This is a genomic window from Saccharibacillus sacchari DSM 19268 (genome assembly GCF_000585395.1).
GTDB lineage: Bacteria > Bacillota > Bacilli > Paenibacillales > Paenibacillaceae > Saccharibacillus > Saccharibacillus sacchari.
This window is the reverse complement of sequence record NZ_KK073875.1, coordinates 996,053-1,021,334: the sequence shown is the minus strand read 5'-3', so window position 1 is coordinate 1,021,334 and position 25,282 is coordinate 996,053. Positions and strand designations below refer to the sequence as shown.

General features: G+C 48.5%; 25 protein-coding genes. 13 read left to right on the top strand and 12 right to left on the bottom strand.

Features of this window, described 5'->3' with window-relative positions:
* Nucleotides 1–16: 16 nt before the first annotated feature.
* From SACSAC_RS04520 to SACSAC_RS26780, 5 genes are all read left to right on the top strand, one after another.
* Nucleotides 17–1,801, top strand: a complete 1,785-nt coding sequence (locus SACSAC_RS04520) for an ATP-dependent nuclease (protein ID WP_037283890.1) — start codon at nt 17–19, stop codon at nt 1,799–1,801.
* Nucleotides 1,779–3,416: a UvrD-helicase domain-containing protein gene (locus SACSAC_RS04515; RefSeq protein ID WP_037283888.1), complete on the top strand. Its 1,638-nt coding sequence runs from the start codon at nt 1,779–1,781 to the stop codon at nt 3,414–3,416. Before SACSAC_RS04520 ends, SACSAC_RS04515 begins: the two co-directional genes overlap by 23 nt.
* Before the next feature lies 1 nt (nt 3,417).
* Nucleotides 3,418–3,744 carry a nucleoside triphosphate pyrophosphohydrolase gene (locus SACSAC_RS04510; RefSeq protein WP_037283886.1) on the top strand — a complete coding sequence of 109 codons (327 nt, stop codon included), beginning with the start codon at nt 3,418–3,420 and terminating at the stop codon, nt 3,742–3,744.
* Nucleotides 3,728–6,175, top strand: coding sequence for a DEAD/DEAH box helicase family protein (locus tag SACSAC_RS04505; protein WP_037283883.1), 2,448 nt, complete (start codon nt 3,728–3,730; stop codon nt 6,173–6,175). Before SACSAC_RS04510 ends, SACSAC_RS04505 begins: the two co-directional genes overlap by 17 nt.
* A 68-nt stretch (nt 6,176–6,243) precedes the next feature.
* Nucleotides 6,244–7,185: an AlbA family DNA-binding domain-containing protein gene (locus SACSAC_RS26780; RefSeq protein ID WP_051506861.1), complete on the top strand. Its 942-nt coding sequence runs from the start codon at nt 6,244–6,246 to the stop codon at nt 7,183–7,185.
* Between the two features lie 104 nt (nt 7,186–7,289).
* On the opposite strand, the gene SACSAC_RS04490 is transcribed toward SACSAC_RS26780, so the two are convergent.
* From SACSAC_RS04490 to SACSAC_RS04480, 3 genes are read right to left on the bottom strand one after another with little or no spacing between them, the layout of a single operon-like run.
* Nucleotides 7,290–7,781, bottom strand: coding sequence for a stalk domain-containing protein (locus SACSAC_RS04490; RefSeq protein WP_037283882.1), 492 nt, complete (start codon nt 7,779–7,781; stop codon nt 7,290–7,292).
* Between the two features lie 38 nt (nt 7,782–7,819).
* Complete coding sequence (locus SACSAC_RS04485) at nt 7,820–10,714, bottom strand: DEAD/DEAH box helicase (RefSeq protein ID WP_037283881.1); 2,895 nt, start codon at nt 10,712–10,714, stop codon at nt 7,820–7,822.
* A complete protein-coding gene (locus SACSAC_RS04480; protein WP_037283880.1) occupies nt 10,714–11,112 on the bottom strand; it encodes a (deoxy)nucleoside triphosphate pyrophosphohydrolase in 399 nt (132 codons plus the stop codon). The genes SACSAC_RS04485 and SACSAC_RS04480 overlap by 1 nt, the downstream gene beginning before the upstream one ends.
* A gap of 199 nt (nt 11,113–11,311) precedes the next feature.
* On the opposite strand from SACSAC_RS04480, the gene SACSAC_RS04475 reads away from it, so the two are divergent.
* The 3 genes from SACSAC_RS04475 (at nt 11,312) to SACSAC_RS04465 (ending at nt 12,859) form a co-directional block, all read left to right on the top strand.
* Complete coding sequence (locus SACSAC_RS04475) at nt 11,312–11,566, top strand: hypothetical protein (protein WP_037283878.1); 255 nt, start codon at nt 11,312–11,314, stop codon at nt 11,564–11,566.
* 209 nt (nt 11,567–11,775) lie between these two features.
* Nucleotides 11,776–12,195, top strand: coding sequence for a hypothetical protein (locus tag SACSAC_RS04470; protein WP_037283876.1), 420 nt, complete (start codon nt 11,776–11,778; stop codon nt 12,193–12,195).
* A gap of 172 nt (nt 12,196–12,367) precedes the next feature.
* Nucleotides 12,368–12,859, top strand: a complete 492-nt coding sequence (locus SACSAC_RS04465; protein WP_156950943.1) for a hypothetical protein — start codon at nt 12,368–12,370, stop codon at nt 12,857–12,859.
* 92 nt (nt 12,860–12,951) lie between these two features.
* Here the strand turns inward: SACSAC_RS04465 and SACSAC_RS04460 are convergent, their stop codons facing one another.
* The 4 genes from SACSAC_RS04460 to SACSAC_RS04445 form a co-directional block, all read right to left on the bottom strand.
* On the bottom strand, nt 12,952–13,293 hold the full coding sequence (locus SACSAC_RS04460) for a hypothetical protein (RefSeq protein ID WP_037283869.1): 342 nt from the start codon (nt 13,291–13,293) through the stop codon (nt 12,952–12,954).
* Between the two features lie 310 nt (nt 13,294–13,603).
* Nucleotides 13,604–13,960, bottom strand: a complete 357-nt coding sequence (locus tag SACSAC_RS04455; RefSeq protein ID WP_037283868.1) for a hypothetical protein — start codon at nt 13,958–13,960, stop codon at nt 13,604–13,606.
* A 16-nt stretch (nt 13,961–13,976) separates the two neighbouring features.
* On the bottom strand, nt 13,977–14,324 hold the full coding sequence (locus SACSAC_RS04450; RefSeq protein ID WP_037283867.1) for a hypothetical protein: 348 nt from the start codon (nt 14,322–14,324) through the stop codon (nt 13,977–13,979).
* A 21-nt stretch (nt 14,325–14,345) separates the two neighbouring features.
* Nucleotides 14,346–14,621, bottom strand: coding sequence for a hypothetical protein (locus SACSAC_RS04445; protein WP_037283866.1), 276 nt, complete (start codon nt 14,619–14,621; stop codon nt 14,346–14,348).
* A gap of 144 nt (nt 14,622–14,765) precedes the next feature.
* Between SACSAC_RS04445 and SACSAC_RS04440 the strand changes: the two genes are divergently transcribed.
* Nucleotides 14,766–15,893 carry an NAD(P)/FAD-dependent oxidoreductase gene (locus tag SACSAC_RS04440; protein ID WP_037283864.1) on the top strand — a complete coding sequence of 376 codons (1,128 nt, stop codon included), beginning with the start codon at nt 14,766–14,768 and terminating at the stop codon, nt 15,891–15,893.
* A 79-nt stretch (nt 15,894–15,972) separates the two neighbouring features.
* On the opposite strand, the gene SACSAC_RS04435 is transcribed toward SACSAC_RS04440, so the two are convergent.
* The 5 genes from SACSAC_RS04435 to SACSAC_RS04415 form a co-directional block, all read right to left on the bottom strand.
* The gene (locus tag SACSAC_RS04435) at nt 15,973–16,305 is read right to left on the bottom strand and encodes a hypothetical protein (RefSeq protein ID WP_037283862.1); all 333 of its coding nucleotides are present in this window, start codon (nt 16,303–16,305) and stop codon (nt 15,973–15,975) included.
* 35 nt (nt 16,306–16,340) lie between these two features.
* Nucleotides 16,341–16,886, bottom strand: coding sequence for a MarR family winged helix-turn-helix transcriptional regulator (locus SACSAC_RS04430; RefSeq protein WP_084777904.1), 546 nt, complete (start codon nt 16,884–16,886; stop codon nt 16,341–16,343).
* A 161-nt stretch (nt 16,887–17,047) separates the two neighbouring features.
* A complete protein-coding gene (locus SACSAC_RS04425; protein ID WP_051506860.1) occupies nt 17,048–17,983 on the bottom strand; it encodes an NADP-dependent oxidoreductase in 936 nt (311 codons plus the stop codon).
* A gap of 175 nt (nt 17,984–18,158) precedes the next feature.
* On the bottom strand, nt 18,159–18,431 hold the full coding sequence (locus SACSAC_RS04420; protein ID WP_037283861.1) for a hypothetical protein: 273 nt from the start codon (nt 18,429–18,431) through the stop codon (nt 18,159–18,161).
* Nucleotides 18,432–18,494: 63 nt separating this feature from the next.
* Nucleotides 18,495–19,193 (bottom strand): hypothetical protein, encoded by a 699-nt coding sequence (locus tag SACSAC_RS04415; protein WP_037283860.1) that lies wholly within the window; start codon nt 19,191–19,193, stop codon nt 18,495–18,497.
* Between the two features lie 505 nt (nt 19,194–19,698).
* Here SACSAC_RS04415 and SACSAC_RS04410 point away from each other — a divergent pair.
* From SACSAC_RS04410 to SACSAC_RS04395, 4 genes are all read left to right on the top strand, one after another.
* Nucleotides 19,699–21,372 carry an ABC transporter substrate-binding protein gene (locus SACSAC_RS04410; protein WP_037283859.1) on the top strand — a complete coding sequence of 558 codons (1,674 nt, stop codon included), beginning with the start codon at nt 19,699–19,701 and terminating at the stop codon, nt 21,370–21,372.
* Nucleotides 21,373–21,588: 216 nt separating this feature from the next.
* Nucleotides 21,589–22,593: an ABC transporter permease gene (locus SACSAC_RS04405; RefSeq protein WP_037283857.1), complete on the top strand. Its 1,005-nt coding sequence runs from the start codon at nt 21,589–21,591 to the stop codon at nt 22,591–22,593.
* Between the two features lie 10 nt (nt 22,594–22,603).
* Nucleotides 22,604–23,512, top strand: coding sequence for a nickel transporter permease (gene nikC / locus SACSAC_RS04400; RefSeq protein WP_037283855.1), 909 nt, complete (start codon nt 22,604–22,606; stop codon nt 23,510–23,512).
* Between the two features lie 564 nt (nt 23,513–24,076).
* The gene (locus SACSAC_RS04395) at nt 24,077–25,195 is read left to right on the top strand and encodes an IS4 family transposase (protein ID WP_051506859.1); all 1,119 of its coding nucleotides are present in this window, start codon (nt 24,077–24,079) and stop codon (nt 25,193–25,195) included.
* Nucleotides 25,196–25,282 lie beyond the last annotated feature (87 nt).

Below are 25,282 nucleotides of genomic sequence, written 5' to 3'. Positions count from 1 at the left end.
TAATGGAGGTAATACAGTGTTGATTGAGTGGATTAAAATAAAAGGCTTCAGGAACTTTGATGATTGTTGCATAAATCTGGCAAATCAAACTCTTATAATTGGTGCTAATGATGTTGGTAAAACAAATTTGATTTACGCTCTGCGTATTTTGTTTGATAGAAGCTTAAGTGATAGAGACTTAGAACTATCAGATGGAGATTATAATGTATATGCCAAAACAGATGAAATAGAAATTACTGTAAAGTTAACAAATGTAGTGGAAGATTGCTTGAGAAGTGTTTTTAAAGGGGACTTGAAAGAGGGTAATGTGTACATCCAGTACCAAAACACTAAAAATGGTGAACATACTTTCCTCTCAGGTCATGCAGAAGATGTTCTGGAAAACAAGAATTCTAGGTTTTATTTAAAGCGTCTTAACATGGAGTATGTTAATACTAATCGAAATTTATCTTCTTTTATGAAGCGTGAGAAAAATCAGATTCTTGATGATGCTAAGATTAGCCTGATAGATGACTTAAAAGCGGATGATGAGCGTGTAATAAATGATCTTAAAGAAAATCTTAAAACTATAAATTCTAAAGTTGATAATTTGAATTATGTTAAAAAATCTTTAGAGAATGTAAATAGTGAGTTAGAAGGACTTGCTATTCATAATGAAGGGCAAAAGTTGAGTTTTAAAAATGCAAGCTCTAATACGACTAAACTTTTAGAAAACTTAGAACTTGTTTATGCAGCAGATGGTGAAGAATTAACTCTTGGAGGAGACGGAAGAAGTAATCAAATATTCCTTGCTACTTGGGTTGCTAAACAGAAAACAAGAAGAACGATAGAGAAGGTAACTTTTTTTGCAATCGAAGAACCAGAAGCACATTTGCATCCCCATCAACAAAAAAAACTATCGAGTTACTTACTAAGTAATTTCGAAGATCAAATATTTATTACAACACACTCACCACATATTGCTTCTGAATTTCGTCCGGATAAAATTGTTAAATTGTATTCTAAAAATAGAAAAACAAAAGTTGCTCAAGGAGGTTGTAGTGAAAGAATAAAAATAGATTTTAATGACTTTGGGTATAGGCTGAATGCAATTACTGCGGATGTATTTTTTGTGAACGCTGTATTGTTAGTAGAAGGTCCTTCAGAAAAACTTTTTTATACAGCTTTATCTAAAAAACTGGATATTGACCTTGATCGTTTGAATATCTCTATAATTCCAGTTGATGGTATTGGATTTAAACCATACATTAAAATTTGCCTTGCTCTAGATATCCCATTTGTTTTTAGAACAGATAACGATATATTTTCGAAAACTAAAAAAATATCTAAGGAAGTTACCTTGGATCTGCTGTATTATGCTGGGGTTTCAAGAGTGATGGGGATTTATGAAGAACTATTAAAAGATTCAAATCCAAAACTCTTAGAATATTGGAATCTTAATAAAGACCAAAATGAATGGAATAAAGAAAATGAAATACCTAAAGAAACTCTTTTATTATTGGATAATGTGAAAAAAGAAGCGGAAACACAAAATATTTTTTTGTCAAAAGTAGATCTCGAAGAAGATCTTGCCAATAGTATATTGTTTTCTTCATTATCTGAATTTTATGGTACAACCATGAGAGATAAGGTGATTAAAAAAATGAAAAAAGCTAAAGCTGAAAATATGCTTTCTTATTTAAATGATAACTTTGATAGTTTAGAAGTATTAAAAAATGATGCTATCACTCAGCCTTTAACGGAGGTCAAAAATTTAGCTGAAAAGGTTGTGAGAGAAAGTGTCGAAGATTGTACAACCTAGTCCAGATCAGCAAAAAATAGTACAACTAGATGATAATATAGTAGTGACTGCAAAGCCAGGGAGCGGGAAAACCTTTACCATAGTTGAAAAAATAAATCGTATATCTAAAAATTTATTTGACTATCAGGGAGTAATAGCAATTTCTTTTACTAAAAAGGCTAGTGAAGAGTTAAAGACTAGATGCGAAAGGAAAGGTATCAATAATAAAAATAATTTCTATGGGACTATAGATAAATTTTACATATCAGAGATCATAGTTCCTTTTTCTAAAATTTTACTTGGTAAAGTCGTGGAGCTAGAAGTAATAGAAGGCTTAGAAGATGATGCAATCTACAAATATTTAAAAGAGAAGAAGGAATTTTTGAATAAAGATGAGCTACTTGAAAAGTCCTTGTTAAAGGGTGAAATTTATTTAGAGTTATGCGGTGAAACAGCAATGTATATTTTGAGTAACGTTCCAGAAGCAATGCTCTATTTAAAATCAAAATATTCTCATGTTTTTATAGACGAATATCAAGATTGTGGTCAAATTCAACATGACATATTTTTAAAAATCGTTGATTCAGGGCTTACAGGTATTGCTGTAGGTGATTTGGATCAGGCCATTTATGGTTTTAGTAAACGATATTCGAAATATTTGTTTGCACTTCTCTCAGATAAAAGATTTACCCACTTAAGAATGAGTAAGAATTATAGGTGCCATGAGAGTATAGCAAATTATTCATTAGCATTAATGGGTGTGCCTGACCTAAAGCCATTAGAACAAACACGTGTATTTAAAGTTAATATTTTAGGAGACGACGAAGCTATTATGGGTGCCATAGAATCTAAGATAGAGCTGATTAAAAATAGACTTGGATTAGAGAATAATAGCGACTTTGCCATTTTGTGTCGAGGAAATGAAAGCGTCAGAAGAGCATCTTTCTTTTTAAATATTCCTAACAAGCTATTTATTGAAACACCATTAGATCATAGTAATTCTTATTGGGGAGTTCTCTTCAATGACTTATTGTCTAATTTTTTCTCATACAAGTCAGGTTCTTCTACAAAGCTGGACTTTGTGAGTGTGTATGTTAATGAAGAATATGAACAAAGGAGATTTTATAAAGCACTTGATTTATTGACTCAAATTTATGAATTAGAAGAGGAAAACTTGTCATTTAACGCTAATATCTTCAAAAAATTTGCTGAGCTAATTCACCCTAATCATAAAGATGAAAAAGTTTTTTTGGAATTAATAAATATTTTAAGTGATAAAAGTAAACTAAACAGTTTTAAGCCAGCTAGTAAAGAACAAATTAATATAATGACGTTACATAAATCGAAAGGCTTAGAGTTTAAATGTGTTTTTTTGCTGGATCTTTATAGATGGATTTTTCCATTTGAAGGTGATCATGTTACAAAGGAAGATTATACTCAGTCTTTGAACCTTTTTTATGTAGGCGTAACCAGAGCGATTTCCTGTTGTTTTATTATGATAGGAACTCAACGTTTCAGGAGTAAGCAAAAAGATCTTATTGAAGCCAGAGAATCACCTTTTTTATATTTAAATAATACTCCAGAGCTAAGAGGAAATCTTTCTTGGAACACTAAAAGTACAATGAAAGAAGGTTAAAATGAAAACTTATAACAAACTAATCCGTAATCTCATCCCAAACATCATCGCATCCACCGGAAAATCCACTGCCACCCGCATATTGGACGAAGCCGAATATGCGATAGAACTCCGCTCCAAGCTGCGCGAGGAAGCCACCGAATACTTCGCCGCTTCCTCCGACGCTGACGCGCTGGAAGAACTCGCCGATATGCTCGAAGTGATCCGCGCACTCGCAGCTACTCACGGCGCAGACCCCGAGCAGTTAGAGCAGATCCGTGCCGATAAAGCCGCCCAGCGCGGCGGTTTCGACCAGCGGATCTACCTGATCGATGTCCACGAATCTTAACGTCAAGCTCATCACCCGCAACCTGGGGGATGAGCTTATTGCGGGGATGCAGCATGCGACAGGGATCTACATCATGACGTCTTTTCTCATGCAGTCTGGCGTTAATCTGCTGGCTCCGCATTTGAAAAAGGCGCTAGATCGCGGGGCCGAGGTGAAGATGCTGGCGGGGGACTATCTGTACATCACTCAGCCGGAAGGGCTGCGCAAACTGCTGTCGATCGACAATCGGCTGGAAGCGCGGTTGTGGCGGAGCATGGGGACGTCTTTTCACCCCAAAGCTTACCTCTTTGACTATGAAAACGGGGAAGGGCTGCTGATCGTCGGCTCTTCCAATTTTTCGTTTTCGGCGTTGAAGACGGGGTATGAATGGAATCTGGCGATGAACGCGCAGGCGGAGCCGTATACGTTCCAGAACGCGATGGATCAGTTCATGGAGAGTCTGTATCATGACGCTACGCTGCCGCTGACAGAGGATACGATCACGCTGTACGAAGAAGAGTACCTGCTCAATCACCGAAAAAATCCCGAATTGCAGCGTCAGGTGATCCAGATGGAGGAAGCCGAAGCGGACGTTAGGGAGACGCAGATTGAAGCGCCGGCGGAAGAAAAAAGCACGGACACCACCATCCAGCCCAGACCGGCTCAGGCCATGGCGCTGGATGCGCTGGACGCGACGATCGAGGAAGAATACGACCGCGCAATGGTGGTCATGGCGACCGGGCTAGGCAAAACGTATCTGGCCGCTTTTTTGGCGAAACGGTATCGAAGAGTGCTGTTCGTCGCTCACCGCGAGGAGATTCTTCAGCAGGCGGCGCGTTCGTTTCGGCATGTGCTTCCGGAGCGAAGCCATGGTCTGTACAATGGGCAGAGCAAAGACAGCCAAAGCGACTGCGTATTTGCTTCTATTTATACGCTGGGGATGAAAAAGCATCGCGAAGCCTTTTCCCCGGATGATTTCGACCTGATCGTTATCGACGAGTTCCATCATGCGGCGGCGAGATCGTATCGGTCGGTGCTCGACTATTTCCGGCCGCATTTCATGCTGGGCATCACGGCGACGCCGGACCGGATGGACGGGCAGGACGTATATGCATTGTGCGGCGGGAACGTGGCGTACCGGATACATTTTATCGAGGCGATTCGGCGGGAATGGCTGGCGCCTTTCCAGTATTACGGTGTGCATGATGAGACGGACTATTCCGACATTCGCTGGCTGGGCACGCATTACGACGAGGAGCAGCTGCTTGCGGCGCAGCTTCGGGAAGAGTATGCGGAGCGCGTGTACGAAGCTTGGATTGACAGACGGCAGACGCGTACGATCGCGTTTTGCTCGTCGATCCAGCAGGCGGATTATTTGTCGGACTACTTCCGCATTCGAAGCAGCCGTACGCTGAGCTTGCACTCGCGCACGAAGGAAATGAGCCGGGAAGAAGCGATTCGTCGGTTGGATGCGGGAGAAATGGACGTGCTGTTCACGGTGGACCTGTTCAACGAAGGCACGGATATTCCGAGCGTGGATACGCTGCTATTTGTCCGGCCGACCGAGTCGCTGACCGTGTTCACGCAGCAGGTGGGGCGCGGGCTGCGTTTGGCGGAAGGAAAGTCGCACTGCGTCATTATCGACCTGATCGGCAACTACCGGAATGCGGACGTAAAGCTGCGGTTGTTTGCGGAACACGGGGACGAGGACGAAGGCGGGAAAAAGGAACGGCCGACCGGTATCCCGACCGTGCCGGAAAGCTGCTCGATCCAACTGGAAACGGCGGTCGTCAATCTGTTGGAAGAACTGAGCCGCAAACGCGCGCCGTACCGGGAGAAGCTGCACCGCGATTTTCTGGATGTCAAAAGCGAGCTAGGGCGTATACCGACTTACTTGGAGCTGCATTTGCAGGGACGGTCAGTGAGCAAAGGCTATCGGGATGAATTCGGTTCGTATGTCGGGTTCTTGAACTGGGCCGGATTGTTGGATGAACGGGAGCAACGGGTATACCAGCGGTATGAAGCCTGGCTAATCGACGCGGAAAAAACAGCGATGGCGAGAAGCTACAAAATGGTCGTGCTTGCCTATATGCTGGAGCGCGGCGCGGAGCGTTGGACCGATCCGGTGGCGGCTGAGGAAGCAGCATCCTTTTTCCATGAATATTTGACGGAGAAGGAATACCGCAAACGGATCGACTTCTCGGGCAAAGAAGCGAAAGCGATGTGGAACTGGAGCGAGCAGACGCGAACCAAAGTGGCGAAGCTGATCGCGGGTATGCCGATGAGCAAGTGGGCAGGGGCGAAAGGCAGTCAGGTGGAGTTTGTAGATGGAAAGTTCCGGTTGGCGTTTGATGTAGCGGAGGAAGATAAAGGGCTGCTCTATCGCTGGACGCGGGAAGTTTGCGAGTATCGGCTGCATGTGCATTTTGAGCGGCGGGTACATGAAAAATGATTTAAAAAACATAAGAGGCTAACGCTTCTTATGTTTTTTGAATTTTCGAATCTTAACGAGGTGAATATATGAATGAATTAGATGATTTAATTCTTTATGGACATGAAGGGGAATGCTTGGATTATAAGCAAACACAGTATTCACCAGATAAAACCATAGATTTTATAAAAGATGTAATAGCAATGGCCAATGTAATTTCTGACGAAGATAAATATATCATTATTGGAATAAAGGATCGGAAAGAAGGGAAAGATTTTATAGGAATTACACCTGAAGAATTTAGAGATTCGGCAGAGTATGCTGTTATATTAAGTAGCTATGTAGAGCCTGATATTGCATTTGAATATTTCAAATATGAACTTAAAGGTAAGGCATATGGCATATTCAAAATCTTTGGCAATACGGATAGACCTTATGTAGTCAAGAAAAATAAAGCCATTTTTCATAAGGAAGGAGAAGCTACTTCTCAGAAAAAAGCGACTTATCTTCAAGTAGGAGACTCTTGGATCAGAAAAGGAAGCCATAATAGCCGACTTCAACGAAGAGATTTGGATTTGATCTATGAAGGTAAAGAACAAGTAGAAGTAGCGTTTCGCAATGATCTTTTATTTGCTCGAGTTGAAAGGTTAGGCTGTGCGTCTATAGAAGTACGTATTAGCAATTACACAAAAAAACCGGTCACTATCATAGCGGGAAGCCTGACAGTGTTTGACCTGGAAGGAAACAAGCTTTCAAGGCATATGGTATGTGGAATGAAAGAAGATGTAGGAGGAGATTTTCAAATTTCTCTCTTGCCTGCACATGAGACAGTAGGGGAACTATTCGTACGTTTTGAATCCTCGGATCCTATTCGATTAAATCTAGACGAGTATGGTACTACTGATCGAGAATTTAAATTTAAATTAACTCTTTATGATGCTAAAGAAATAGAATACATTGCGATGATTACAGGAGACGTAATCGCACGAGGAGACATATTAGAAAAATTACAAAGATGGAAGAAGCAATAGCATTTAAAGAAATAGCCAAGAGAATGGTTTAGACAATTCTCTTGGCTATTTGTAAGTTGCTTTTATAATGATTGAGTTAAGATATTTTTATTCATTGTGACTAACTAAATTTCTATTTCTTTTCCGCTGACAATATCTAACTTAGTAATTTTACCGCTATATTTGTAGATGGTATAGAAACCGTATGTAGCGATATGAGTATCCATATCTTCAAAGGCTCTTATTGAATAACTTTCAGAGTTTTCTTCTTCCAACATAAAATGAAGCTTATAGCGGTCAGCATCTTTTTTGATTTTGTTATACAACTTATCAAGCGCCTGATCTTCTGTCAGAGCAGTGGGTTGCTTCCCGATATACAAATTGTTGTCGTGTAAGGAAACAGACTTTCCGATTGCAGTAGCCGTACTGCGGATTGGCACGTAGGTAGTTCCATTGTAAATGAGGCTGTTAGCTGAGGTCTTTTTTGTACCATCTACGTACATAGTAAGCTTTTTGATTACAACGTTTATATTTGTTCCAGCCGCAGCCGCAGTAGCTCCTGTTAACAATGTACCGATTGCGAGCCCAATGAATATACCTTTTACTTTATCTTTCATCTTTTTTTATCTCCTTATCAACTACTTAAATAAAGTATTTAACTCCGAACCAAATACCCATACAACTTACTCTCCACCGCATTCTCCAACACCAAATTCATATGCACAACGGGAATTGAATTGCCATCTTTATCCGACATAGTGCTATCTACGGCGCTTTTCCCGTCATAATGCGCTCTGCCCAGGTAGTAAAACTCCGTACCCTCCGCATCATCCTTCTTCACGAAGACATGCAGCTCGATTCCTTCCTGATCGGCATCCAGAATCATCCGAACTTCCGGAGACATCGTCGTACGCCGGCTACGGGTCGACCACTTTAGGACTTCCGGATTGATCAGTTCTTCCTGGTACTTGGTACTGGCTTCGATATCGGAATGTTTCTCGTAGGTCACGAAGATCGGGCATGTTCCGTGTTTGGTCTTATACCCGTACATCGTCGAACTCTCGTCGTTTTCCCAATTCAGCAGCTTGCAGGAGTCTTTACGAGAATATTTGTTATGCAAAGTCATAGGAGCTTGGCCGTCATACTGTTCGTTTTTGGAAAAGGCCGTTTGGATCAGGTCTACGATAAGCTCTCTGAAGTGTTCTCGTTGCTGCAACGCTTCTTTCATCACGGGATGGAAGCTATACCTTTGATCGTCATTCAGCTCGACTATCGGCGTGGTACCGTACTTTTTTCGCGTCGGATCGGTGAAGAATTCCATACTCAGAACGCGCATGACCGAATGCAGCGTGTCTACGCCTACCCGGCAGTTCTCTGCTCGAAGACGTTCGACGTATTCTTGTTTGGTCACGTGATCTTGCTTCATGAGCATGTCCAGCAATACAATCTCATGTCGGCGCTTGCCGTTCAGCACTTCCGAAGAAAGCATCGTCAAGTACTGTTGATCCTGCTCGGATAAACTCGGAACCGGCTCCTTGATCTTCAATAAGAAATGATAATAACTTGAGAACTCGTCGGCGAAGATCAACGGGTCGAGCGAGTTATTCTCCATGAAATCCAGCAGCAGCGGAATACGGTTTAATCGATTTTTGAGCTCAATATATGCTTCGCGCAGCACCTTAAGTGCCGTCAGGTTGCTATTGCTGATCGATTTGAAAATTTGTTGCTTGGCGACTTCTTCGAAGTTGATCGAAGAGACGCCTTTGATGTAGCTGGTGTCTTTCATATGGCGCCGAATATTATCTTTGTTCTGCGACTTGTCTCCGGAGAGGGCGATCGGGATCATATAGTTGTTTTTGTAGTTTCCGATGAAGTCGATCACCGTAACGAACTCTTTATCTTCATGCTTACGTAATCCGCGGCCGAGCTGCTGCACGAAGATGATGTTGGATTGCGTTTGGCGCAGCATGACTACTTGGTTGATGCAAGGAATATCGATTCCCTCGTTGAAAATGTCCACGGTAAGAATATAGTCAAGCTCTCCGTTTTCCAACTGCGTCACCCGAAGTTCGCGTTCGTCTTGATCGTGGTCGCCTGTTAATGCTGCCGTACGATAACCGCGAGCGTTGAGCATATCGGATAAACCGCCGGCTTCGTTCAAGTTCGCGCAGAAGATCAGACCTTTAACCGTTTCTCCGGAATGCCCGTAGTAGACGATTTTCTCCAGCAAATAGTTCACGCGTTCTTCTTGAGCGAGCTGGGTCAAACGAGTCGGATCGTCGATCAGTTCGCCGTTTTGAATAAAATCCGTCACGCCGAAGTAATGGAACGGACACAGCATATCTTCTTCCAAAGCTTGTTGCAGCCGGATCTCGTACGCGATATTGTAATCGAACAATTCATAGATGTTGAATTCATCCGTACGTTCAGGCGTAGCCGTCATGCCGAGCAGGAACTTGGGTTCAAAATGGTTGATCACTCTCAAGTAGGTATCTGCGCCCGATCTATGTACTTCGTCGATCAAGATGTAATCAAAAGCATCGGCGGCAAAGTGACTTAGATTGTCTGCTCGGGATATGGTCTGGATCGTGGCGAATACGTATTTAGCTTCCGTTTCCCGACGATTACCGGAGAAAATGCCGAAGTCCGAATCCGGTCCGCCGATGATTTTCTGATAATCGCTCATCGCCTTTTTAAGAATTTGCTCTCTGTGGACGATAAAAAGCATTCGACGCGGAGCGGCGTTTCTGACATCAAAAGCAGACAGATACGTTTTTCCGGTTCCCGTCGCCGAGATCACCAAGCCTCTGCGGGCTCCGCTGTCTCTTAATGCGCCGAGATTCTGCAAAGCCTGAACTTGCATTTTGTTGGGTTCGATTCGTCGAAGCGTGTTGTAAGGGACCGCGACTTCCGGCAAGAAAGGAACGGGAATCTGAATCTGCTCGTTTGCTTTTTTAACTTCTTCATACAGAACTTCATAAGCCTCGATCCAATACGGAGTGAGCGGGGTCGCTGTTTGCCAGGCTTTGTCGAACTCGGTATGGAACTGCCCCAATAATCCACCGTGTTCGAAAGAAGTTAGCTTCACGTTCCATTCATAGTTTGTTTTCAAAGCAGCCGACGTCAGGTTTGAGCTTCCCATGATGATTGTGGAATGGTTCGGATGTTGGAATACATAGCCCTTTGCATGGAAGCCGTCGAGATAAGTAATGCGGACTTCCACATTTGTAATCTTCAGCAGCTCTCGGAAAATCTTAGGCTGGTTGAAGTTTAAGTAGTTAGAGGTCAGAATTTTGCCGCGAATGCCTTTGGCGTTAAGATCCGCAAGTTGAGACTTTAATACGGCCAGGCCGCTCTCCGTGATAAAAGCTACGGAGAACGTAAAGCTCTGGCATTGCTGAAGCTCTTCGAGCAAAGGCGTAAGGACGTGATCGCCCGTTTCTTTATTGTTAATCAGCAGCTTAGGTTTATATTGATCCAACGATTCTTGTTCATGATTGATGAATCCCCAATTCAGGGAGTCGTTCAAATGCTGCATCGAGTTGTCCATTAGTTCTTCATCTGCTCCTGGATTTTCTCTACGGCCGGGATATCCGCAGGAGCCCAGTCCAGCGTCATCAGCTCGGAAGCGGCTAGCCATTTGATATCGACATGTTCGGTCAGCGTAGGTTGTCCGTCGATCAACGTACAATAGAACGTGGACAGATGAACAAAGCCGAATTCGTATTCGTGCACGGTTGTTTCGATGAACTTGCCGATCTCCACCGTACAATTCATTTCTTCGTCGATCTCGCGTTTTAGAGCTTCTTGCGGCGTCTCGCCTTCTTCGATCTTTCCGCCGGGGAACTCCCATTTGTAAGATAGGGTTTTCGTATTCCCGCGCTGCGCGCAAAGGATTTTTTCATTTTCGATGATGACTGCTCCAACTACGTGAATATGTTTTTTCATGAATGCCTCCGTTATGCAGCTTAGGATAGGTTGTGCTTGTTCTGCATCTATATTCCTATTCTATTATGGAAATGGGGAAGAGGCTAGACACATCATCTACGCTGCTATAAGAACTCGATACTTAAAGTAATTGTCCGTCTTCTTCCCAATTTTACAAATCGAAACGCTTCACCTATAATGGCCTGCATGGGAGGGGTTTATGGATTATTTTGTTAGTATCATGTTGATCGTCGTTCTTGCGTTGGTCATATATCGGGCTCTGCGTCACGGAGTCGATTATCACGCGAAAGAAAATATGGGGCTTATAGCAGGTGCTTTTATGTTGACCTGGATCGATCCCGGTTCTGACTCCGGCTTTTTGCATATGATAAACCGTAATTTTTATGCTTTTGTTCTGGTATATATCGTAGTATTCGCGGCTTTCACAGGACGGAAACGTAAAAGCGATTCATAAACGTATAAGCACATAACCAAACCTGGAGCAGTGTTTCGGCGCAGCTTCAGGTTTTTCGATAGGAGTCCTAATTTTTCATAGGAATCGAACGTTCTAATTATAGAAGGTGTAAAAACACCCATCCTAATCCGACAACCTGACCCTACAGCCAAAACAGCTAGCAGAGCGGAACCTCGTTTCTCTCTTACGTCAAATGCCAGGGTGATCGTATGTCCAAAATCAAAATTCTATTCATCTTATTTATTTTACTGACCCTATCGTTAACCGCCTGCGCCCCTCCCGGAGCGGAAACGTATTATCGTTCCTTTTACACCGGCACGTCCGACAGCTTTGAGATCGAATTGAAAACTGTCGAATCCGCAAAGCCCGCGCCGGAAGGTTCTACGCTTCGAATCGTACTTAACGAAAATGCGGAAGCCTACGAAGGCAGCCCGGCCAAGCTTTACTTTGAGGATTCGGAACAAGCGCTCGAAGGCGAGATCGGCAAAGAAGTCGAGATAGACATCGAAAATATCCCGCCGCAAACGTTGAATGGTCTCGACTTCGAAGTTAAGATCATGGGCGGAGGGAAAGAAGAAACGGTCGTGTTCAAGCGGGAGCGGGAAGAGCGCAAGAACTTCCATCCTTGATCTCATTGTCAGTAAGCTGCGGCGAAAGGAGTGCTGAACCCTGCTCAAACGTATCCGGACACACAAAAAAACAGCCGTCCTCGGACTCCTTTCGCTCATTCTGCTGATCTCGACGGTCATGCTGTATGCTTCCAACCGAACCTACCGAAGCTATATCGACTACGAGATGCAAATGGACTTTTCTAACATGATCCAATCGATCAACGATAATCGGCTCGTTTACGAAGAGATATTGCGGACCCGTACATTGGATGAAAATCAGCGGATTCGCATCGTTGTAACTAACCAGAAACTTGCCGAACTCTGGGAAAAATATAAACGCACAGCCGTCCATTTCAAGCGCGAGCAGCGGGAGTATCCGTACGGGATCATCTCGATCACGGCTCTGAAAATAACCAGCTTCGCAGGCGAAGAAAAGATCGGGCCGCTGAGCGAAAAAGACTTGGGCGTCATTGAAAACTTTGCGGAATTGAATGCGTTATGGCAGGAGGCTTTTGATATTCCCGACCGATTTGACAGCACCGGAAGCGGCGTGTACCGTTTCCGGGATTCGCTTTGGGTCGAGCGTATGCAACAGGCGGAAGCAGCGACAGAATCCTTTTTAAAAGAACAAAATCTCGAAAGTCTGAACGGTCTGTGGTTGGAACGCACGGAAATCAAATAAACCTCCTGCGGTTCCGTACCGCTTTCCACGTCAAAAAGCGCCCGCCTCGAAACTCCCGAAGCGAACGCTGCATCTTTTTCAACCGTAACCTGCTATTCCTTGTCTTCGTCCTCTTCTTCGTCTTCCTCGTCCGCATGCTCGGAGAACAGCTCCAGCGTCTCCAGCAGTATCGTGACGTCTCCCGACACTTTCATGAGCACGGTGTTTTCGTCCTGCACGCCGACGCGTTCGAACTGCACGTCGGTCAGCAGATCGCTGTCCGTCAATTGAATCGAAAGATGGTCGGCCAGTTCTTCGGGAGAGAGATCGGAAACATCCTGCAAGCTTACCGGAAGAACGGCGGCAATGCGATTGTTTTCCTGAATGTCGTGAATCTGTTGCAGCGTGAGCGGTTGAGTCAGGATGTCTTGCGCGGAACCGGATGTCGTTGCCATAATGTAGCGCTCCTTTAGGTAGGTGTGGAAAGCCGGGCTTGCGTAGGAAATGAGGAAAAGTTGAGGCAGGCGTGCGGAATACGAAATAAGCGGTAATATGTAAAAAATTGAGGATACATCTCCAGTGTAGGAGCAGATACCTAATTTAGGTACTTAGCAATACGATATCTGCAACAAAATGTTACGGTGGACCCAGGGATGAGAGGTAATAGGCATATGCAATGGAAAAGGACGCTGTACAACCAACGCCTTGCCTCGATACGCGTGCTGTGGGATCATCTCGATCGCGGATTTTGAAATGACCAGCTTCTTATTCAGCAGGAAATATCTTCACCTCCACATACTCGCGCTCCCCGATCTCCAAAGCAATTCCTTCCGACACCGGTTTCCTTTTCACCTCATAGACTTTCGTTCCTGCCGGATAATAATTGGAATAATTCCCTTGCGTATGTTCTTCTTCGCTTTCTTGGGTGATCTGGTGATCGATGACGCCAATCTGATCTCCGACGTCGGTAACGGGTTCATCCGAACTTGCATACATTTTTCCTTCAAAAACGACCGCTTTTTCTTGCGCGAAGCTTGCTGATGTTGCGGTTTGGCCTTCTGGCACGCATCCGGTCGCAAGCAGCAGGATAAGCAGCGAATAGATAAAAGGATACTTTCTCATCTCACTCGTACTCCTCTCACATCGACCAAGCTGCCCGCGGAATCCGGTACTTGAAATATTTCTCATCCTTTTGGTGCACAAACACATACGGCGGGTTTTCCGGGTAGTAGGCGATCTTATAAAGCATGATTGCCGAATCGTTTTCCGCATGGCTCAACGCGACCCGATCGGTATTTGAAAGGTGTTCCGTACCGACATACGCCAGTCGCGCGCCGTGCCACTCCACTGCCGGAGCAGCCGCTGCCATGCGCCGAACCGTATTGAACGTGCCTACATGTCCGGTCACAAAGACCAAGAATTCCACACCGCTATACAGCGACACAACGACCAACAACATAATCCACGGCTTTTTCGATCGCTTCATGGCTCAATCCTCTTTTCCCGTTCACGCTCGTACTTGCCTTCCCTTCAACACCCAACCGACCACCCAAGCAATCGCCCCATAAGCCGCGCCGTAAATCACCCAACTATCCATATTCGCTTTCAGCGTCGACCAATCCGTCCAGATAAAAAGCAGCGGAATAAACAAACTCGCCGCCACGCTCCAACCGGCATGCAGTTTCAATCGTTTACCGATCAATACCAGCGCCACGGCTAAGATCGGAGCGATCACGAGGATCATAAGCAGCGGATTCAAATCCGGAAAAATTTCAAATAACATGGTTAACCCCTTTTTGCGTGAATGTGCTCAACGCATTTTTTCTTTTTCTATAAAGATGAACCCGCCGCCCGGTATAATAGTTATGGAAAGGCTGAACGGACAGCCAAAGAACTTATTTTTACCCGCGGAAAGGAATTATATGTCATGAAAAAAGTTATCGTCGTCGGCTCCGGGATTCTCGGCGCTTCGGCGGCTTACCATCTATCTCGCTCGGACGCGGACTTGACCCTGATCGACGCCGAGCATCCCGGACGCGCGACGGACGCGGCGGCCGGGATTATTTGCCCGTGGCTGTCGCAGCGCCGCAATCAGGCCTGGTATCGGCTCGCCAAGGCGGGAGCAAGGTACTACGCCGAGTTGACGGAGCGCCTGCGCGCGGAAGGCGAGCATGATACCGGATATGCCCGGGTCGGCGCGCTGAGTCTGCATACGGACCCGGTGAAGATCGAGCAGATGCGCGAACGCGCAGAGAAACGCAGGGAAGACGCGCCGGAGATCGGGGAGATTACGGTGCTGGACGAGGCGCAAGTCCGAGAGCTTTTCCCGCTATTGAACGAAGGCTATCTGGCGGTTCAGGTCAACGGAGCGGCTCGGGTGGACGGGCGTGCGCTGCGGGATGCGATGGTGTCGGCAGCCGTGCGTAATGGCGCGAAAGTGAAGGAAGGGCAGGCGAGGCTCGAGACGTCGGAAGGACGGGTAACGGGGGTGGACGTAAGCGGCGAGTTCCTGCCTGCGGACGAAGTCGTTGTATGCGCGGGCGCCTGGTCCGGCGAGCTGCTGCGGCCTCTGGGGCTGGATTTCCAAGTGACGTATCAGAAAGGGCAGATCTTGCATCTCGGCATTCCGAGTCAGCCGGACAGCGGCCGTTGGCCTGTCGTGATCCCGCCGACCGATCAGTATTTGCTGGCGTTCGATGACGGGAAAATGGTCGTCGGCGCAACGCACGAGAACGGGGTGGAGCTGAGTGACATGCGCGTGACGGCGGGCGGCATGCACGAGGTGCTGGACAAAGGACTGGCGCTTGCGCCCGGTCTGGCAGACGGAGAAGTAGAGGAGGTCCGCGTCGGCTTCCGTCCGTTCACGCCGGGGTTTTTGCCGGTGATCGGACGCGTTCCGGGCTGGGAAGGACTGATCACCGCCAACGGCCTGGGCGCGTCCGGCCTGACGATGGGACCGTTCCTCGGCAGTCAGTTGGCGAAGCTTGCGCTGGGACAGGAGACGGATTTGCCTTTAGAGGATTATGCGGTGGATAAGGCGCTGGGGGAGAAATGATCCAGAAGCCCATTTGAATCCATCAACAAAGAGACCTTCATCACCTCGATAAGGTCTCTTTTCCATGTCCGAACTGCTTCTAAATCCCTTGCTCCAAAAAGCCAATATCTACCGGATCGAACTTGTACAGCGGACGCGCATACGATTGGGTGCTATGCCCTTCCATCATCTCGCGCGCGGAAAGCTGGATTTCGATCCCTTTTACCGCATTGTCTGCATCTTCGTTCGGCAAAACGTCGCGGATCGTCCCGTCAAGCGCATGTTCCGCTGACGTCGAAGGCATACCGATGACCGTATTGGCCTCGGAAGCGGCAGGAGAGGCAATAGGCATCGGTGCGTCAGCTTGACTGACCGGCAAAAACAGAGAGACCAACAAAACCGCAAAAACCGTCCCTTTTCTCCTTATGCTCATAATGAACCTCCTTGATTGAATATCCATTCAACCCGTCATTTCAAATGCTTATCGGCGTTCGCCGCCGCTTTCAACGACAACCGTGTCAACGTGGCCATTTCCTCTTCGGTAAACCCTTCCGTCGTCGCCTGCTCCACGTGCTGCCAGACCTCCGTCACGCGCTGCTCCAACGCACGTCCCGCATCCGTTAGCGACACCAGCGTGACGCGGCCGTCTTCCGGTGAGCGCGAACGCGATACCAACCCGGCTTCTTCCAGCCTTTTGACGGACTTGGCCACGGTGGAATGATCCAGTCTCAGCGCGCGTCCCAGACTGTTTTGCGATTGAGCATCCCGATCCCAGAGCTGGAATAACAGGATCTCCTGTCCGGGAAAAAGACCGATCTCGCGCAGCAGTTGAGCGGTCAAGCCTTTATGAGAACGCGCCATGGCGAAGATCGCGAAGCTGACCGGGTACTGCTCGCCGGCGCTGAATTCTCGGGGAGGGGGAGGAGAGGAAAGGTTCGTGGTATCTGAATCTTGCGACTTCTCCCCTTGGTGATTGGGAAGAGAGTCAGGTGATTGATTGTGTTCGTCGTTCATCGTATCGTCCTCGTTTCTACCCGATCTGCATAAGGAAATCCAACGTTAAACGCAGGCATTGTACTCCCTTGTGTAATTTGGGTACTGCTGCTTCTATCATACCTTCTACTTCAAGCTTGTTCCAGCCAAACAGTTGGCTCATTGTTGCATCGCAAGCCTAATCAAGCTTCAGGATTCAACAGAATCCGCCCGCGTCCGCGACGCTGTTCGCTGAAGCGCTGCGCTTCTCCCGCCTCGCTCAATGGATACACATGTCCTGTTTCCATCTTCAGTGTGCCGTCCACAAGCAGATCGACAATCTGAAGCAGATGCTCGCGCGTGGCAAACACGGTATTGAACTTCGCCCTCACCCCGTGCGCGGCGGCTTGCTCCGCATCCGGATCGCCGACGAGGGAGACCAGAATGCCGCCTCGTTTCAGAACGCCCCACGAACGCTGCTCCGTATCCCCGCCGACCGTATCGACCACCAGATCAACCTCTTTTACAAGCTGGGAAAAGTCTTCGCTGCGATAGTCAATGACCACATCCGCGCCGATCGATTTGACGAACTCCAGGTTATCCGCCGAAGCCGTGCCGATCACGGTCGCTCCTTTCCATTTGGCGAGCTGTACCGCGAATTGACCGACTCCGCCCGCGGCGGCATGGACGAGAACTCTTTGCCCGCTTTGCAGATCGCCTTCGAGGAACAGCGCTTTCCAGGCGGAATCGGCTCCGGCTTTGATCGCGGCAGCGTCTTCGAGCGAGATCGAATCAGGCAATTTGACGAGCGCGTCTTCTTTGGCAACCGCATATTGGGCATACGAGCCGCGAAGTTCGCCGAATACCCGGTCGCCGGGTTGCAGCGTCGCGACTTTCGAGCCGACCGCTTCGACGATTCCCGAGGCGTTGAAGCCCGGAATATAAGGGAAAGCGATCGGGAAGACCTGTTCCAGCCAACCGTTGCGAATTTTCCAATCCAGCGGGATCATGGCGGCGAAGGCGATACGTACGAGCACTTCATTTTCCTGCGGCTGAGGGCGATTGGTTTCGCGCAATTCCAGAACGTCAGCGTCTCCGTAGCGGTCTACCTGAATAGCCTGCATCTTGTTTTGAGTCATGTTTATCGTCTCCTTTGTAGGTGGGAAGTTCGTTATAAAATCGAATAATGTTGCCAGCCACATAAATATAATTCAAATTTAAGTGGTTGGCAACATATTTTTCGAAAAAATAAAAAAACGACATTCTCCGCAGCTGAAATCGATGTCCGATTCAGGCGGGAAGGTCGTTTGTCGATCAGATGCCGAACATAGAACCAAGTGGCGTGAATAGTAGCAAATGCAGCACTAACACCACGGGCGCGGCGTACAGCGATACCGCATACAGCGTGGATTGGCGGCGATACGGAAGCAGAAAAAACAGGCCAAGCACGCTGCCGATTAACGCGATCAGGAAGCCGGGAAGCCATTGCGAGTCGTACAGGGTCAACACCGGGAAAACAAACAGGATAGCCGAACATGCGGCCAACAATAAGGCAAGCAAAGCGATCGGACGATGTAACGTGCGCATCAGGCATACCTCCTATTCGGGATTCGAATATATTCGATACCGCGGACACGCGAGGGCGCGAGTTCAGGATTCGGCCGCGTCGCCGCGGAGCGTGTAACGTTTGCTTTTTGGCTGAGTCTGTTTAGTTGCCGGTGTCTCGCGGACTTCCACATAACCGCCGCGAACCAGATCGCCCACCTTCATGAGGTAAGCATCTATCTGATCCTGTTCTTGCAGATTCAACTGTTTGCGAAGCTGCGGGTGATCGACGGAAAATTTGTACGTATTGACGCGCTGCCCATACAGGGCTGCCGGATCGGCTTCGGGCGCGCTTCGATACGACTGGAGGAGCTTCGAGGCATCTGCGTCTTCCGCAAGCACCGACGAATCGGTCATTCCCAGTCTTTTCACATCGGTAAACCCGAAGGCTTCCAAAAAGGCGGCGTATTCCGCATTTTGTGCGTCGCGATCCACCAACTGAGGAGGGATGCGGGACTCCAACAAGATGAAATTCCCCGGCTTCTCTTCATCGGGCTTGAACATATAGGCGCGATTCGGATCATGGTCAAAGCGCACGTACACCGGATAGGTCGGCAGCATCGAACGTTTGGCTTCGATCCCTGCAATCTCCGATTCGGCGACGCCGTGATCCGTAAGGTACATGCGCATATCTCGCTCGAATCCGTTCAATTTGAGCTGAAGCAGCAGGTATAAAATAGCAGCGAGCAGGATTGAAATCAGAATCAGCGAGAGTCCTACCTTCCTTTTCACGGCAGAAAACATGGCAATAGCCTCCTTGCGAAGCCTTAAGCTCCTCTTTAATACAATAAACACATGGAAAGGCAAAGGAGTTATCATCATTGGCAAAAGTTGAAAAAGATAACGTGTATCGGCTCTGTATTAGGCGAAACATCCTGTTGTTGGAAAAAGATAATGCGTCATTTGATCAGCGAAAAAAGAGAAGAAGAGACGGAATGATCGAGTTATCGTGTTCAATCAACGGCGATTGAGCATTTTTTCTGTAAAAAATTCCAAACGTTTCGACTGTTCTCTATATATGAAGCGAGAAAAAATCATTTTGAATACTTGAGAGTTATAAAACCTTACATAATGAATAAGATTTAGAAAAAAATATTGCGAATCTACCGCCGTTCATGTAAGTTATATTCACTCGACTCGGAGCCGAGCTTCAAGCAAGCATACCCATATACATAATAATTACAACATGTCGGGGCTTGGCAGGCGATGTGCGCGGGCAGAATGCGATCTTGAGGGGAGCGTACTGTTCATGAGAAAAAGATTCGGATTATTATTTGCGTTAATGTTGTCGTTGGTCCTGGTGCTTGCTGCATGCGGAGGTGCCGGGGAAAGTACCACGGAACCGACGACGTCGACGGAGACCGGAACAGAGAGCACTACGGAACCTGCAACCGAGCCTAGTGGAGAGTCAACTGGCGGTACATTGATCGTCGGACGCGGCGGGGATTCGGCAGCACTCGATCCCGCAATCGTAACCGACGGCGAATCGCTCAAAATCGCGCAGCAGGTATTCGATCCTCTGCTCGCTTACAAAGCGGGTACGACGGAAGTCGAAGGCGCGCTCGCCGAAAGTTGGGAGATTTCCGACGATGGTCTGACCTACACGTTCAAGTTGCGCGAAGGTGTTAAGTTTCATGACGGAACAGACTTTAACGCCGACGCGGTCGTATTCAACTTCGATCGCTGGAATGACCCGGACAGCGAATACAAGTTCGAAGGCGATTCGTTCGATTACTATGACTCCATGTTCGGTCCTGCCGAAGCCCGCGTCATCAAAAGCGTAACGGCTTCCGACGCATCGACGGTGGTGTTCGAACTGAACCAGCCGCAAGCCCCGTTCCTGCAAAACTTGGCGATGCCGCCGTTCTCGATCGCCAGTCCGAAAGCGGTTCAGGAATCGGGTGCCGACTTTAAAGCCAACCCGGTCGGAACCGGCCCGTTCGTATTCAAAGAATGGAAGCGCAGCGACTCGATCACGTTGGAAAAGAATCCGGAATACTGGCAGGAAGGCCTGCCGAAGGTCGATACGGTCATCGTGCGTTCGATCCCGGACAACACGGCGCGCTTTAACGCTCTGCAAAACGGCGAGATCGACCTGATGGAAGACCTCAGCCCGGACGATCTGGCGACGCTGGAAAGCAATCCGGATTTGCAAAAGTTCAACCGTCCGCCGTTCAACGTCGCTTACCTGGGCTTCAATGTAACGAAAAAGCCGTTCGACGATCCGAAGGTGCGCATCGCCCTCAGCCACGCCGTCGACAAGCAGGGAATCGTGGACGCGTTCTTCGCGGGACAAGCCGAACCGGCCAAAAACCCGATCCCGCCGTCGCTGTGGGGCTACAACGACAGCATTGAAGATTACCCGTACGATCTGGAGCAGGCCAAGCAATTGCTCGCCGATGCCGGATACGCGAACGGAATCGAGCAGGAACTGACTTTCTACGCGATGCCGGTATCCCGTCCGTATATGCCGGACGGCCGCAAGGTGGCAGAGGTTATCCAAGCCAGCTTCGCGCAAATCGGCGTAACGGTGAATATCGAGTCGCCGGAATGGGCAACCTACCTCGACGATCTGAGCAAGGGCGAAAAAGACGATCTGTTCATCATCGGTTGGACCGGCGACAACGGCGACCCGGACAACTTCTTCTACCCGCTGCTCGACAAAGACTCCATCGGCGGCAACAACTATAGCCAATACGCCAGCGATCCGCTGCACGAAGTGTTGGTGAAGGCGCAGCAGGAAACGAACCAAGACGAACGCGCTAAGTTGTATGAAGAAGCGCAGGTCATCGTGCATGACGACGCGCCGTGGGTACCGCTGGTACACTCCACGCCGCTCTTGGCCGCTTCGAATAACGTTCAAGGCTACGTGCCTTCGCCGACCGGCTCCGAGCCGTACGCGGAAATTTCGATCACGCAATAAGCGGTAAACGAAAGCAACGCCGCAGCAACGATAAGACCGGACATTCAATGACGGAGTGTTCGGAAAAGAAGCTGCGTCGCTCTTGAATACCTGTTACGGCCCGCGAGGTACGCCGCTCACAGCGGCAAACTTCCCGGGCCGTAACTTATCTGTTGACTCAGCATCAACTTTGCACCGACTCCCGATTTATACCAAACCGACAGCGGGTGAGAGATCATGACTTCTTACATATTCAAACGATTGGCTGTACTGATCCCCGTGCTGCTGGGCATGACGATTATCGTTTTTTCGATCATTCACGCGATTCCGGGCGATCCGGCCGATACGATCCTGGGCGAAAAAGCGACCGAGCAGTCCAAGCAGGCGCTGCGCGACCAACTCGGACTCGACAAACCTTGGCTGCAGCAGTATTTCAGTTATCTCGGAGATTTGCTTACGGGAGATCTAGGCAATTCGATTCGAACACGCGCGCCGATCTCGGAAGAGATCGTGCCTTATCTGGCCGCGACATTCGAGCTTACGGTTGCCAGCATGTTGTTCGCGGTGTTTTTCGGCGTTAACGCGGGCATCATCAGCGCCTGGAAGCATAATTCGTGGTTCGACTATATCTGTATGTTGATTGCGCTGCTTGGCGTGTCGATGCCCGTATTTTGGCTCGGTTTGATGGAACAGTGGATCTTTGCCAACGAGCTGCATTGGTTGCCGTCGAGCGGACGGATGAACGCGCGCGATCCGTTGGATGCGGTAACCGGATTCTATGTACTTGACGCGATCATTCAAGGACAGTTTGCTCAACTATGGACGGTGTTCAAGCACCTGATCCTGCCGGCCATCGCGCTCGGTACCATTCCGATGGCGGTCATCGCCCGTATGACGCGTTCGAGCATGCTGGAAGTGATGCAGCTTGATTACGTGCGCACGGCGCGGGCGAAAGGGTTGTCCCAATTCGCGGTCGTGTATCGGCACGCACTTAAAAATTCGTTTATTCCCGTGTTGACGGTGATCGGCATCCAGACGGGCGCTTTGCTCGGCGGCGCGGTGCTGACCGAAACGATCTTCGCTTGGCCGGGAGTAGGGCGCTACATCTTCGAAGCGATCAGCAACCGGGATTATCCGGTGATCCAATCCGGCATCCTGATCGTCGCCGTCATTTTCGTGCTTATCAATCTGCTGGTGGATCTGCTGTACGTCGTGTTCGATCCGCGCATCCAGTACAAATAGGGGGACTCACATGAGCGACGCATTCTTGAAGGCCGACGTCCGGCCGAACGCCGACTCCAAACAGAGTAACGTGCAGCATGGCCCCTGGCGGGATGCGGCCCGATCGTTCGCGAAAAACAAAACGGCGCTGATCGGTCTGTGCCTGGTGATTTTCTTCGTCCTGCTGGCGTTGGTCGCACCGTTAATCGCGCCGTTCGATTACAAAGCCCAAGTCTTGTCCGACCGGCTCAAACCGCCCTCCGGCGAGCATTGGTTCGGCACCGACGACCTCGGCCGCGACATCTTCAGCCGGGTCATTTACGGGGCGCGCATTTCGCTTTGGGTCGGCCTTCTCTCCGTCGTCGGCTCGATCGTGATCGGCACGCTGCTCGGGATCATCGCGGGCTTTTACGGAAAATGGGTAGACATGCTTATCTCCCGTGTGTTCGATATCCTGCTCGCGTTCCCGGGCATCCTGCTTGCGATCGCGATCGTTGCGATTCTCGGCCCTTCGCTGCAAAATGCCTTATACGCGATCGCGATCGTCAACGTCCCGACCTACGGACGCTTGGTCCGCTCCCGCGTCTTGTCGCTGCGGCAGGAGGAGTTCATCACCGCCGCCCGCGCTTTGGGAGCCAACGACGGACGAATCCTGTTCAAGCATATTTTGCCTAACAGCCTGACTCCGATCATCGTGCAAGGCACGCTCGGCGTCGCCACCGCGATCATCGAAGCCGCAGGCTTGGGTTTCCTCGGCCTCGGCGCCCAACCGCCCGATCCTGAATGGGGCAAAATGCTGTCCGATTCCCGTCAGTTTATTCAGACCGCGCCGTGGACCGTCATTTTCCCGGGCGTGTGCATCCTGCTGACGTCGCTCGGCTTCAACCTGATGGGCGACGGATTGCGCGACACGTTCGATCCGAAGATGAAGGGGAGATAATGCTCAGACTGCCCTCGAAAGTTTCGTTGGCGCGGGAAGCGAGAAGACTCCGAGACAAATTCGTTCCGGTCGCGTGTTGAAATCGGGAAAATAGGATTGAACTTTTATTTGTATTTTCCCGATTTCAAAGGCGAACATTTCATTCCTTCACTGAATTTCTCTCTCCGTCTTCTCGCTTCCAGTTACGTCGGATTTTCTCGATACGTGAAGCATTTTTTAAGTTCTCTATTCAACGTCTTACAATAGCTATGCAGACTCGAATCGCAAGGGTAGAGGTCAGCTTGATCGATCTGTAAGTCGACCTCGCTTGAAGTCAACAACCGATTGCCTACATTCCCATATCGAATGTTGACGAAAAGTCAGCAAATAGTGCCCCAATCCTGCTTTCCGAGCGAAAATGTTGACATTACGATCAAATTTTTGCTCAAAAAACGTCATAATACCTCTTTTCGCCGGAAAATGTGAACCAAATATTAGGCCTGTTGATTAACCAAAAAATAGAAAAGAGGCGCCTTGTTTGTTACGCTGGTTGTACCCCTACACCCAGAGAAACGAGGCGACCTCATGACAAAGTCTACTTCATTCCAATCGGTCCTGCAATCAGTTTTCCCCCGTGAGCAACTCGGAGAGTTGCTCACGGACATCGGTTACCTCGACACGGCTCGCAAGTTCAAAGTCTATGATTTATTTTTGTTCTTAGCGGAAGCTGCCCACCAAAAGTGGAGCGGGTATCGTGACGCCGAGCCGCGCCTTGCGGCCAGCGGACTGACTCCGGTCGACCATTCGACGCTATCCAAAAAAGCGAAAGACGTGCCGTTCGACCTCTTTAAACGCTTGCTTCACTTGGCGATTGAAAAGTGCAGCCGTACCGTCAAACGCCGAATTGGTTTACCGAAAGAACTGCTTCTGGTCGATTCGACGCAAGTCAATGTGGGCGAAACCCGCCTGCCTTGGGCACCTCTTCATAACCAAAAGGCTGGCGTGAAGCTCCATGTGGCCTTTTTGCCGGAAGAACATCGTCTGCACCGGGTGACCGAAACGATTTCTCGCGAACACGACTCCACACATGCCCCAAGCGTAACTGATCCAGATTTTATTTTGGTGGCGGATCGAGCGTACGGCAAACACAAGCGATTTGACGCGTACGAAGAAGCCGAGAAACGTCAGTTTTTCGTGATCCGACTTCGAGACAATACCTGTTTCCAAGAGGTCACGCCTCGCGAACGGAAAAAACCGTGGGGCGGGTCGATTCAACGGGACTTCACGTGTCGGGTCGGGAGCTCTGCGACATTAACGCAGCACCGTTTCCGGATTGTGCATCTGCTCGATCCGAATGGAAAACCGGTGATTTTGGCGACCAATCTGCATACCCATTCGCCGGAACGCATCGCCGAAATCTATCGCACACGTTGGCAAATTGAAGTGCTGTTTCGCTGGGTCAAGCAGCATTTGAACGTCAAAAATCTGTTCGGCACCACGCCGAACGCGGTGTACGGGCAGTTGTATACAGCTTTGCTTAGCTATGTGCTTCTGCAATTTGTGTTCAAGCAAGGCAGCCAACGCGTGCATCCTTCGGCTTCTTTGACGGTGGCGCAATTCGATCGATTATTGAAGCTCAATCGATTGCCTGTCGAGTGGAATCTTTATCTGCTACACGGGATAGAATTCCCTGAAAATGGTTAATCAACAGATCTGACCAAATATCAACATTTTCTTGATTTCACTAAGTTTTGACGAAAAAAGTGATCAAAAAGTCAACATTGAGCAAGC

Coding starts and splice junctions, on each gene's coding strand:
- SACSAC_RS04485 (WP_037283881.1), bottom strand. CDS start 10,714: ATGGACAACTCGATGCAGCATTTGAACGACTCCCTGAATTGGGGATTC.
- SACSAC_RS04395 (WP_051506859.1), top strand. CDS start 24,077: ATGACAAAGTCTACTTCATTCCAATCGGTCCTGCAATCAGTTTTCCCC.
- SACSAC_RS04410 (WP_037283859.1), top strand. CDS start 19,699: ATGAGAAAAAGATTCGGATTATTATTTGCGTTAATGTTGTCGTTGGTC.
- SACSAC_RS04480 (WP_037283880.1), bottom strand. CDS start 11,112: ATGAAAAAACATATTCACGTAGTTGGAGCAGTCATCATCGAAAATGAA.
- SACSAC_RS04430 (WP_084777904.1), bottom strand. CDS start 16,886: ATGAACGACGAACACAATCAATCACCTGACTCTCTTCCCAATCACCAA.
- SACSAC_RS04450 (WP_037283867.1), bottom strand. CDS start 14,324: ATGAAGCGATCGAAAAAGCCGTGGATTATGTTGTTGGTCGTTGTGTCG.
- SACSAC_RS04490 (WP_037283882.1), bottom strand. CDS start 7,781: ATGAAAGATAAAGTAAAAGGTATATTCATTGGGCTCGCAATCGGTACA.
- SACSAC_RS04465 (WP_156950943.1), top strand. CDS start 12,368: ATGGACTTTTCTAACATGATCCAATCGATCAACGATAATCGGCTCGTT.
- SACSAC_RS04460 (WP_037283869.1), bottom strand. CDS start 13,293: ATGGCAACGACATCCGGTTCCGCGCAAGACATCCTGACTCAACCGCTC.
- SACSAC_RS04435 (WP_037283862.1), bottom strand. CDS start 16,305: ATGAGCATAAGGAGAAAAGGGACGGTTTTTGCGGTTTTGTTGGTCTCT.
- nikC (WP_037283855.1), top strand. CDS start 22,604: ATGAGCGACGCATTCTTGAAGGCCGACGTCCGGCCGAACGCCGACTCC.
- SACSAC_RS04510 (WP_037283886.1), top strand. CDS start 3,418: ATGAAAACTTATAACAAACTAATCCGTAATCTCATCCCAAACATCATC.
- SACSAC_RS04470 (WP_037283876.1), top strand. CDS start 11,776: ATGTCCAAAATCAAAATTCTATTCATCTTATTTATTTTACTGACCCTA.
- SACSAC_RS04445 (WP_037283866.1), bottom strand. CDS start 14,621: ATGTTATTTGAAATTTTTCCGGATTTGAATCCGCTGCTTATGATCCTC.
- SACSAC_RS04505 (WP_037283883.1), top strand. CDS start 3,728: ATGTCCACGAATCTTAACGTCAAGCTCATCACCCGCAACCTGGGGGAT.
- SACSAC_RS04420 (WP_037283861.1), bottom strand. CDS start 18,431: ATGCGCACGTTACATCGTCCGATCGCTTTGCTTGCCTTATTGTTGGCC.
- SACSAC_RS04405 (WP_037283857.1), top strand. CDS start 21,589: ATGACTTCTTACATATTCAAACGATTGGCTGTACTGATCCCCGTGCTG.
- SACSAC_RS04440 (WP_037283864.1), top strand. CDS start 14,766: ATGAAAAAAGTTATCGTCGTCGGCTCCGGGATTCTCGGCGCTTCGGCG.
- SACSAC_RS04455 (WP_037283868.1), bottom strand. CDS start 13,960: ATGAGAAAGTATCCTTTTATCTATTCGCTGCTTATCCTGCTGCTTGCG.
- SACSAC_RS04425 (WP_051506860.1), bottom strand. CDS start 17,983: ATGACTCAAAACAAGATGCAGGCTATTCAGGTAGACCGCTACGGAGAC.
- SACSAC_RS26780 (WP_051506861.1), top strand. CDS start 6,244: ATGAATGAATTAGATGATTTAATTCTTTATGGACATGAAGGGGAATGC.
- SACSAC_RS04415 (WP_037283860.1), bottom strand. CDS start 19,193: ATGTTTTCTGCCGTGAAAAGGAAGGTAGGACTCTCGCTGATTCTGATT.
- SACSAC_RS04475 (WP_037283878.1), top strand. CDS start 11,312: ATGGATTATTTTGTTAGTATCATGTTGATCGTCGTTCTTGCGTTGGTC.